At 67.6% G+C, this 9,667-nt stretch carries 9 protein-coding genes; 3 read left to right on the top strand and 6 right to left on the bottom strand.

Translation table 11 applies throughout. From position 1 onward, the window contains the following. Positions 1-16: 16 nt before the first annotated feature. The 5 genes from VMJ11_RS31160 to VMJ11_RS31180 all read right to left on the bottom strand — a co-directional run bounded on the left by VMJ11_RS31160 (position 17) and on the right by VMJ11_RS31180 (position 5,057). Positions 17-2,530, bottom strand: a complete 2,514-nt coding sequence (locus tag VMJ11_RS31160; protein WP_414694531.1) for a mechanosensitive ion channel family protein — start codon at positions 2,528-2,530, stop codon at positions 17-19. 162 nt (positions 2,531-2,692) lie between these two features. Continuing rightward, positions 2,693-3,352 (bottom strand): NAD(P)-dependent oxidoreductase, encoded by a 660-nt coding sequence (locus VMJ11_RS31165; protein WP_325624773.1) that lies wholly within the window; start codon positions 3,350-3,352, stop codon positions 2,693-2,695. A 132-nt stretch (positions 3,353-3,484) separates the two neighbouring features. Next, complete coding sequence (locus VMJ11_RS31170) at positions 3,485-3,940, bottom strand: Rrf2 family transcriptional regulator (RefSeq protein WP_325624775.1); 456 nt, start codon at positions 3,938-3,940, stop codon at positions 3,485-3,487. 110 nt (positions 3,941-4,050) lie between these two features. Continuing rightward, entirely contained in the window at positions 4,051-4,518 is a 468-nt protein-coding gene (locus VMJ11_RS31175) for a hypothetical protein (RefSeq protein WP_325624776.1), read from the bottom strand. Between the two features lie 2 nt (positions 4,519-4,520). Beyond that, on the bottom strand, positions 4,521-5,057 hold the full coding sequence (locus VMJ11_RS31180; protein WP_325624778.1) for a GNAT family N-acetyltransferase: 537 nt from the start codon (positions 5,055-5,057) through the stop codon (positions 4,521-4,523). 59 nt (positions 5,058-5,116) lie between these two features. Here VMJ11_RS31180 and VMJ11_RS31185 point away from each other — a divergent pair, with 59 nt between their 5' ends. Both VMJ11_RS31185 and VMJ11_RS31190 read left to right on the top strand, forming a co-directional pair. Next, positions 5,117-5,698: a DJ-1/PfpI family protein gene (locus VMJ11_RS31185; RefSeq protein ID WP_325624779.1), complete on the top strand. Its 582-nt coding sequence runs from the start codon at positions 5,117-5,119 to the stop codon at positions 5,696-5,698. 115 nt (positions 5,699-5,813) lie between these two features. Further along, positions 5,814-6,143 carry a hypothetical protein gene (locus VMJ11_RS31190; protein WP_325624781.1) on the top strand — a complete coding sequence of 110 codons (330 nt, stop codon included), beginning with the start codon at positions 5,814-5,816 and terminating at the stop codon, positions 6,141-6,143. A gap of 146 nt (positions 6,144-6,289) precedes the next feature. Here the strand turns inward: VMJ11_RS31190 and VMJ11_RS31195 are convergent, their stop codons facing one another. Then, entirely contained in the window at positions 6,290-8,071 is a 1,782-nt protein-coding gene (locus VMJ11_RS31195) for a sensor histidine kinase (RefSeq protein ID WP_325624783.1), read from the bottom strand. Positions 8,072-8,551: 480 nt separating this feature from the next. Here VMJ11_RS31195 and VMJ11_RS31200 point away from each other — a divergent pair. After that, the coding region (locus VMJ11_RS31200) for an ammonium transporter (RefSeq protein WP_325624785.1) at positions 8,552-9,667 on the top strand (1,116 nt) is incomplete at its 3' end.

Raw genomic sequence — 9,667 nt, forward strand, 5'->3', positions numbered from 1 at the left:
ATCGGCCGCTACGTAATCAGCTCTTCCCGCCCGCTTCCCCCGCCGTAGGAATCTGCGGTGGAATCGGCGCGGTCTGCCCGGTCGGCGGCGGCGCCGGACGCGGCTCGTGCGAGGCATCGCGCGTCACGCCGCGTGTCGACACGGGCTCCTGATCGTCTGGCACGTCCGGCTCGTCTGGCTGCGTCGTCCCGTGTTGCTGTTCACCGGGCTCGCCAGGCGTTTCGCGCTGCGCCTCATCGCCGCTGCGCGACGACATATGCACCTGCATCTGCGGCACCGGCATGTCGATGCCCGCCTCGTCCATGTGACGCTTCAGCCGCGCATTGAAGGCGCGCGCGACGCTCCACTGCTGCAACGGGCGCGTCTTGATCTGCCCTTTCACGACCATCCAGTTCGGATCGAAGCGGTCGAGCCCCCACACTTCCACGGGCCCGAGGATCTCGCGCCGGTAGCGAAAATCGGCGATCAGCTCCGCGCCCGTTTCGCGGATCATCCGCGTCACCGTATCCAGATCGACCGCAAACGGGACGCGCACCTCGAATACCGCGAACGCGAAATCGCGCGAGAGGTTCTTCACGATCTTGATCTGCGAGAAAGGAATCGAGTGGATCGCGCCCTGGCCGTCGCGCAGCCGCACGGTGCGGATCGACAGATGCTCGACGGTGCCCGCATGGCCATTGTCAACGTCGATCCAGTCGCCCACCGAGATGGTCTCCTCGATGATGATGAACAGGCCCGTGATGAGGTCGGCCACGAGCGACTGCGCCCCGAAGCCGATCGCAAGGCCGATCACGCCCGCGCCCGCAAGCAGCGGCGTGACGTTGATGCCGAGATTGGCGGCCGTGGCAATGCCGGTGATGGTGAGAATCGTCACGAGCACGGCATTGCGTACGAGCGGCAGCATGGTGCGCGCGCGGGTACTGGGCGCGCGCCCCTTGGTGCGCGGCCCGCTCGGATTGAGCGCTTCGAGAATCGCGGTGTCGAGCACGATCCAGACGAGCCACGCGAGAAACACCGTCGCGACGATCGCAAACAAGGCATGGGCGATGCCGCGCGCCGCCACGTTCGCCTCGATGATGGCCGCAAGCGAAATGTCCCAGAGGCGCGCGCAGGACTCGAAATACGCGAGCCAGATGAACACCACGAGCAGCGTGCCCGCGAAGCGCAGAAGCCGCCGCAGATACGGCGAGCGCCGGCGCACGCGCGTGGGGTCCGGGCGCGTGATGCGCAGCACGACCGCCGAGAGGAAGAACGCAAGCACGAGCAAGAGCGCCGTGACCACCGAAATCTGCAGCACGTCGTCGCGACTGGCGATCCCGCCGAACGTGGCGACGATCGAGGCGGCGGCGAGCAGCAGCATCGGCAGTTGCCAGAGCGAGGCGAGCACGTCGAGCACTTCGGTGAGCGCCTTGTGGCCGTGGCGCAGCGTATAGCTGCGATTGCGGATCAGATGCGCGACCGGGCGCCGGAAGCAGATGGCGAATGTCGCCGTGAGCACGGCGACCGCCATGTTCGCCGCCGTGCTCACCAGCGCGGCCAGGTTCACGCCCAGCTGATGCGCGACGTCGAAATTGGTCGCGGCGTCGCCGAGTGCGGCGAGCACGCCGATCGCAAAGAGGAGCCGGCGCGAGCGCGCGATCAGCACGCGCACGGCCGCGCGCCGGTGCCCGGAGCCGAACAGCGAAAACATGATGAGGCAGATCGATGAGAACACCGCGCCCGCGACGATTGCGTAGGCAATCACGAGGCCGAGCGTGCGCCCGAGCGCCTGCGGCAACGCGCGCTCGACCGCGAGCGCGCCGACGAACGCCACGATCCATGGCGCCGCGCGATGCACGACGAAGATCAGGAGCTCGACGGTGCGCGGATTGGGCTGCAGGCCCGTCGCGACATCGAAACGCCGCAACAGGCGACGCTCGATCCAGCGCAGCACCGCCGCGCACACGCCCCAGCCGAGCAGCATCGCGAACAGGTCGAACACGATGTGGCCGGCGCTTTCCCCTTCCGAGCCCGCTGCAATGCCATAGAACTCGTTGCCGGCAGCACTGAAACGCCCGGCCCAGTAGTGAACCGGACTGCTGCCGCGGCGCGCGTCCGCCTCGACCGAGGCGAGGCCCGATGCGATCGCGCCGAGCAGGCCCGAAGTCGCCGCCGCGCCCGAGGCGGCCGCGGGCGCCACGTTCTCCGACGCGCTGCGCAGCTTCTTGAGCTGGTTGACGAGCGCGGTGCGCTGGCGCTCGTTCTCGAGCGTGGCAATCACGCTGTCGAGCGAGCGCGTGAACTCGGCCTGGCTCGCGGGTGAAGGCGCCGAGGCGGCCTCAGCCGCCGACGCCCCCGAAGCAGCAGGCGGCGCCCCGGTAATGAGGCTCTTGAGCGCGGGAAGCACGGGGGCCGCCGCGCCCTGTGCGGCGGCTGGCAGCGGCATGGCCAGACACGCGGCGAGCCATACCAGGAGCATGAGCGCGCGCGACAGGTAGCGTGCCGGCGCGGCGCCCGAAAGAAGTGCACGATCCGCCGGGCCGTTTTGCATGCGCGACGGCCCGGCGCCCGCGCCATCGCTTCCGATGCGGGGATTCATGGCGGAGGGGCAAAATCAGGACGTCCCAGTTTAGCCGCACTCCGCATGCTCGCGCCTCGCGCTTGCGTAACAGTTTGTCAGCGACTTAGTCAGCGCTCCGCGCGAGCGTCAGCTTCAGTACGCGCCCGTGGCGATCTGACGAATGAAGCGGCCCTGCTCGAGTTCGTCGACAAAGGCGATCGCGTAGTCCTCGGCCGAAATGCGGCTCTCGCCGTTGGCGTCGGCGATCAGCGTTTGCGCGCCGGTGCGCAACGTGCCGGTGCGCTCGCCCGGGGCGATGATCGCGGCCGGCGCAAAGAAGGTCCAGTCGATGTCGGTGACCGTGCGGTAGTAGTCGAAGGCCTCGCGATGCGCGAGTGCGATCGCCTTGTAGGCGTCGGGAAAACCGTCGGTATCGACGAGCTGCTTGCCCGGCGCCACCTCGAGCGAGCCCGCGCCGCCCACCACCACGAGACGCCGCAGCCCCGCCGCGCGTACGCCTTCCACCAGTGCGCGGCTCGCGATCAGCAGGTCGCCGAGCCGGTCCTTCGGCGGCGCGTAGGCGCTCGCGACCACGTCGTGGCCGCGCACCGCGGCGCCGACGCTCGCGGCGTCGAGCAGGTCGGCCTTCGCCGCCTCGATGTTCGGCCCAGCCAGCTCAGGCGCTGCCGCAACCCGCTCGGGCTGGCGCACCAGCGCGCTCACCTTGTGGCCGCGGCGCGCCGCTTCGGCGACAATGCGCGAACCGACCATACCCGTTGCACCAAAAAGGGCGATTTTCAGCGTCTTGCTCATGAACTGACTCCTGTCCTCGGTATTTATGTAACTATTAAAGTTACATTTAAGGGATGAAAAAACGGGGCACTGCCCCGGTGATGCGTTAGATCGCACGTCTTGCGCCGGCGTGTGGCTCGAGGCCTCGCTCACTCACGCGCGCCGCGTGCGCGAACGTTCGAGCTTGCGCTCGCTGCGCGCCATGTCGTCGACGACGTCCGCGAGCGTGCGCGTGGCGAGCGACGCCTCCATCGCGCGCTGCGCATCGTCTATTACGCCACGCAGCGTCTGCTGGATATGCCGCCCGACCATGCAGGCGGGATTCGGCTCCTCGCGATGCATCGCGAACAACTGCGCGTCGTCGACCGCGCGGTAGACGTCGAGCAGCGTGATCGCATGCGGCTCGCGAGCCAGCAGCGCGCCGCCGCCCGCGCCCAGTTGCGACGCCGTGAGGCCCGCATTGGCGAGCATCGACAACAGGCGACGGATCAGCGCGGGATTCGTGTTCACGCTGCCCGCGATGATCTCCGAAGAAAGCGGCACGCCCTCCTGCTGCGCCAGCAACGCGAGCACGTGTACGGCGAATGCAAAACGGCTACTCGTATTCACAACGAACCTGCCATGTGCGGGCGGCGCGCCCGCGCGCCAAAATGTGTAATCATGATAGTTACATTAATCCGTAGCGTCAACACCTGAAGCCGGCGTGCACTGGCACGCCCTCACTGCGACGCATCCGATGCCTGCCCCGGCGTCGATGCGCTTGCCGCGCTGCTCGCCCAGCGCTGCAGCGAATGCCCCGCGCTCGTCAGGCCCGTGCCGGTGGCCGCGGCGGCATGCCCGACCAGGGCTTGCGCCGCGCTTGCGGCGTCGCGCAATTGCCCCTGCGCCGACGAAGCCAGCTCGGCCGTGGACGCACTCGCCGCCTGGCCCTGCGAAGCGGACGAGTCGAGCTTCTGCTGCGCCGCACCGAGCTGCTGGTTCACGTAGCTCGCCGCCTTGTCGAGCGTTTTCGCCGCCTGTTGGGCGGCCTGGTTCGCGGCGTCCTGCGTGGCCTGCTTCATGGCGTCAGCGGACTGCTTGCTGAGGTCGGGCGCGGAAGCGTCCTGCTTGTTGCACCCGGCCACGAGCGCCACGCATACGAACAGCGGCGCGAGGCCGAGCCCTTTCGTCAAAACCTTCGAGAACATGGTCATCCTGAGAGATTCGCCGCGTGAAGCGGCTTGCATAGATGAAAACGCGGCAATGATACGCCGTCGCGCAAAACCGTTTCGGCCGAAATAAGCGCAAAGCCCGCGCGTTCGAAAACCGGCCGTGCCAACGCGCTCGCGTCGACGGTCAACACGCTCGAATGCGCCTCGCGCGCGAGCGCTTCTAGGCGTGCGATCAACGCGCTCGCCAAGCCCCTGCGCGACCACGCGGGCGCCACGTAGAGCATCTCCACGTGATCGAGCGGAAAAAGCTGCCCGAACGCGGCGACTGCCTCGCCGCATTGCGCGACTAGCGTCACGCCGCGCGCAAGCCGCGCATCGAAATCCGCCAGATCGTCGGCGCCAGCGGTCCACGCGGCGCACTGCGCCGCATCGTAGTGCGAAGCGGCGAGCGTGGCGACGGACGCGCGAAACAGTGCGGCGAGCGCTGCCGCGTCGCGGCCCGGCACATAGGGCCGCCAGCCGATGGAAGCCGCCTCTGCGCCCGCGCGGGAAAGCTTTGCGAAATCGTCAAACATGTTCAGGTAGACTCCGGGGGCACACGATCTGTTCCACCGTCCACTCCCGGAGACACACGATGGCAGTCAAGAAGATCCTGTTCCTCACCGGCGACTTCGCCGAAGACTATGAAACCATGGTGCCGTTCCAGGCGCTGCAGGCCGTCGGCCATCGCGTCGACGCCGTCTGCCCCGGCAAGAAGGCCGGCGAACGCGTGAAGACCGCCATCCACGACTTCGAAGGCGACCAGACCTATACCGAGAAGCCGGGCCACCAGTTCGCGCTCAATGCGAGCTTCGACGAAATCGATGCCGCCAGCTACGACGCCCTCGCCATCGCGGGTGGCCGCGCGCCCGAATACCTGCGCCTGAACCCGAAGGTCATCGAGCTGGTGCGCCACTTTGCGCACGCGAACAAGCCCATTGCGGCAATCTGCCATGCGGCGCAGTTGCTCGCTGCAGCCGAAGTGATCCGCGGCAAGCGCATTTCGGCCTACCCGGCCTGCGCCCCCGAGGTGCGGCTCGCGGGCGGCGAATATGCCGACATCGCGATCGACAGCGCCGTCACCGACGCGCCGTTCGTGACCGCGCCCGCGTGGCCCGCCCACCCCGAATGGCTGCGCCAGTTCCTCGCCCTGCTTGGCACGCGCATCGAGCCGTAAGCGCCTGCCTTGCCCATGCGGCAAGGCGCGCCCCGAGCGCTGATTCGGATTGGTCTGATATCGCCGCACACCGCCGCTGGCCAGAATAGCCGGCAGTTATACGGAGTGCGTGTCGATGGATCTGATGGACTGGATTGTCATACTCGCGATCGCCTTGACGGCGATCGCCTTTTTTTGTTCGCGCGGCGGACGCAAAGGCAGCTTGGTCGACCGCGCGCGCCACGCGCATGGCACGCGTCTGCTGGTGCAGGCGGCGCTCGCGTTGTGGTTGGCGCTGCTCATGCTCGTGCGCAGCTTCGTCGTGCCGCGGGGCGCGACGTTCGGCCTCGCCCTGAATCCTCGCATTGTGCTCGCCGTGGCATTCGCGCTCGTTGCCGTGGGCGGCATCTGGTTGTTTCGCGCGAGCCGGCTGCTCAAGCCGCGCCGCATCTTCAGCGCGTTCTGAACTTATTCACGGCATTTGCCGCTGTGGCCGAGAGCCGCATCGGCATCGGTTGAAGGCCGCCTATCGTTGAAGACCGCCTATCGTTGAAGGCCGTCTATCGTTGAAGGCCGCCTATCGTTGAAGGCCGCCTATCGTTGAAGGCCGTCTTAAGCGCCGGCGGGCGGTCTCACGGCCGTTGCAGGTGTCGCCCGCGTATCGCCTCGTTCGCGGCCTTTCAAGTTGGCGCCACTCGCGCCATCGTTTGCGTCATTGCCCGCAACGCTGCCCGATGCGCCTTCCGTGCGCTCCGCGCGTTCGAGCGCGCTGATGATCTGGTCCGCGTCGCCGGGCGCGGGCGGCGCGACCGCAAGCGCATCCGGCAACGACAGATAGAACGTCGTGCCCTCGCCCTCCGTCGATTCCACCCAGACGCGCCCGCCGTGCCGCTCCACCACGCGGCGCACTAGCGCAAGCCCGATACCCTCGCCCGGCGCGACGTTGCCGTGCATGCGGGCAAACGCCTGAAAAAGCCGCGGCAGGCCCACTTCGGGAATGCCGAGTCCGTTGTCGCGCACGTAGAAAATCTGCAGCGACTCGACGCCCGGCGGCGCGCTAGCCGTGCCGATCTCGATCCGCCCTTCGCGCGCCGGATCGAGATAGTTGAGCGCGTTGCCGATCAGGTTCGCAAACACCTGTTCGAGCGCGGTCGGGTCGCCCCACACGTCAGGCAGCAGACGCACGCTCACCTGCGCCCCGCGCGCGCGGATCGAGGCATGCATCGCGTCGACCACGCGCTGCACGATGTCCTGCACGCCCACGCGCTGGCGCCGGTACTCCACGCGCCCCACGCGCGCGAGGCGCAGCAGCGCGTCGATGATGTGCGAAGCGCGCAGCACGGCGGTCTGCAAATAACGCAGCGCCTCGCCGATGTCCTCGTCGATGACCCTCTCGATGCGTTCGCGCACCTCGGGCGTGAGGGAAGACCGCGCCACGCGCTCGCGCAGGTCGTGACACGCGTGATTGAGCTCGCGCGAAAAGCCCTGCAGGTTCACGAGCGGCGCGCGCAGATCGTGCGACACGCCGTGAATGAACATCTCGTTTTCCTGGGTCTGCTGGCGCAGATTTTCGTTGATGCGCGCGAGCTGGTCGGCGCGCCGCGCGAGGTCCGCCTGAAAGCCAAGACGCAGCCGTTCGGCCTCGATGAGCCGCTGGCTGATCTCGTGCAGCGTGAGGTCGAGCTCGGCGATCTCGTCGTTGCCCGCCGTGAGCGGCGCGAGCGGCTCGTTGGCCGCGAGGCGGTTCGCATTGTCGGAGAGCGCATCGAGCCGCCCGCGCACGCCGCGCGTGAACAGCCATACCGCGAGCGCGACCAGCACGATCGAGCCGATCACGGCCGCCATCACGAGCGTCTGCTGCTGGGCGCGCGCGGTTTCGGCGGCACTCATGCGCAGCACGTCGAGGCGACGCTCCTCGGTCTGGAACGAGACGATCTGCGCGCGCACGCGGTCGAGCACGTCGGCTTCGGTCAGCGCGCGAAAGCGCTCGGCGAGCTCTTCGCGGCGCCCCGAGTGCAGCAAATCCTGGATGCGGTCGGACCACTGGCGATAGGTCTGCACGGCCTGCCGGATCTGCACGGCACGCTCGACCTGCGCCGGGTTGTCGGAAACCAGATCGGCGAGGCGGTCGATGCGGCTATCGACGTCCATCCACATCGAAACGGGCGTCGAGAAGCCGGTATCGTTGGCGGCCACCGCGCCGCGCAACCGTACCGACTCGACCAGCACCGGATCGAGCACGCGCGCGGTCTGCGCGAGCACGGACTGGCTGTGCTGGCCCCAGCGCTCGGCGGCTTCAGCGTCGGCCTCGGCCTTCACGATGGCCGACAGCAAGCTCAGTTCGAATACGGCGGGGATCGCGATCAGCAGAAGCCCTTTGGTCGTGAGGCGCATTGCGTGGCGGGTACGGGGCGGCCGGACGCGCGTGAGGTGGCGATCCGGCCATTATGTCGACGTTTGCGACCCATGTGCGCCCCGGCTGCCAATGCGAGGGCCCGAGCGTGGAATCCGCACCACGTACGCGGATGAGAAAGCGGCTGAACGCGAATCCCCGCGCGGCCCTCGCCTGGCCCGCCGAGATTTTCGAATAGCCGACAACGCATTGATATGGAAAGGAAAATCGAATAAATCGCCCTATTCCGGCGCGTCGCTTCCCCATCTTCGCGCGCAAGCCCCGAAATCGTGCCGGGATGTGGTGCATGCGAAGCGCCCATCCGCACCATGTTCGCAGAGCCGATTTTTGTCTCTTCCCGCTTCGGTGCACGCGCGCACCGGCATAACGCGCTCTCCCACGAGTCATTCACCAGTTTGGCGCCGAAGCTGGCCCGCATCTTGCTGACTATGCGCCCATTTTGGGCAAACGCAGGAAGCCAGATGGACAATCTCAAGACCGGCACCGACACGCTGTTTCTGCTGCTGGGCGCAGCGATGGTGCTCGCCATGCACGCGGGGTTCGCGTTTCTCGAACTCGGCACCGTGCGCAAGAAGAATCAGGTCAACGCGCTCGTGAAGATCCTCGTCGATTTTTCCGTCTCGACGATCGCGTACTTCTTCATCGGCTACACGCTCGCCTACGGCGTGCAGTTCTTCTCGCACGCCGACGTGCTCGCCGAGCACAATGGCTACGCGCTCGTGCGCTTCTTCTTCCTGCTCACCTTCGCGGCGGCAATTCCGGCCATCGTGTCGGGGGGCATTGCGGAGCGTTCGAAGTTCAACCCGCAGTTGTTCGCGACCTTCGTGATCGTCGGGTTCATCTACCCGTTCTTCGAGGGCATGGCCTGGAACAACCGCCTCGGCTTCGAAGATGCGATCACGCACGTGTTCGGCGTGCCGTTCCATGACTTCGCGGGCTCGGTCGTCGTGCACGCGTTCGGCGGCTGGGTCGCGCTGCCCGCCGTGCTGCTGCTCGGGCCGCGCCACGGCCGCTATACGCGCGACGGACGCGTCGCCGCACACCCACCCTCGAACATTCCGTTTCTCGCGCTCGGCGCCTGGGTGCTCGCGGTGGGCTGGTTCGGCTTCAACGTGATGAGCGCGCAGACCATCGACAAGATCAGCGGCCTCGTCGCCGTGAACTCGCTGATGGCGATGGTTGGCGGCACGCTCGCCGCCTGGCTCGCGGGCCGCAACGATCCGGGCTTCACCTATAACGGGCCGCTCGCGGGGCTCGTGGCCGTGTGTGCGGGCTCGGACGTGATGCATCCGCTCGGCGCGCTCGTGACGGGCGTGGTGGCGGGCGTGCTGTTCGTCTATATGTTCACCTGCGTGCAAAACCGCTGGCGCATCGACGACGTGCTCGGCGTGTGGCCGCTGCACGGCCTGTGCGGCGCCTGGGGCGGCATCGCCGCGGGGATCTTCGGCGTGCGCTGGCTGGGCGGGATCGGCGGCGTGTCGCTCGGCGCGCAGATCGTCGGTACGCTTGCCGGCATCGTGATCGCCTTCATCGGCGGCCTGGTGGTGTACGGCGCGCTGCGTATGACCGTCGGCCTG

This window comes from Paraburkholderia sp., assembly GCF_035501035.1.
Taxonomy (GTDB): Bacteria; Pseudomonadota; Gammaproteobacteria; order Burkholderiales; family Burkholderiaceae; genus Paraburkholderia.

Excerpts from the sequence above, each read along its gene's own strand:
- VMJ11_RS31160 (WP_414694531.1), bottom strand. The coding sequence starts at position 2,530 with ATGCAAAACGGCCCGGCGGATCGTGCACTTCTTTCGGGCGCCGCGCCG.
- VMJ11_RS31180 (WP_325624778.1), bottom strand. The coding sequence starts at position 5,057 with ATGTTTGACGATTTCGCAAAGCTTTCCCGCGCGGGCGCAGAGGCGGCT.
- VMJ11_RS31195 (WP_325624783.1), bottom strand. The coding sequence starts at position 8,071 with ATGCGCCTCACGACCAAAGGGCTTCTGCTGATCGCGATCCCCGCCGTA.
- VMJ11_RS31175 (WP_325624776.1), bottom strand. The coding sequence starts at position 4,518 with ATGTTCTCGAAGGTTTTGACGAAAGGGCTCGGCCTCGCGCCGCTGTTC.
- VMJ11_RS31165 (WP_325624773.1), bottom strand. The coding sequence starts at position 3,352 with ATGAGCAAGACGCTGAAAATCGCCCTTTTTGGTGCAACGGGTATGGTC.
- VMJ11_RS31185 (WP_325624779.1), top strand. The coding sequence starts at position 5,117 with ATGGCAGTCAAGAAGATCCTGTTCCTCACCGGCGACTTCGCCGAAGAC.
- VMJ11_RS31190 (WP_325624781.1), top strand. The coding sequence starts at position 5,814 with ATGGATCTGATGGACTGGATTGTCATACTCGCGATCGCCTTGACGGCG.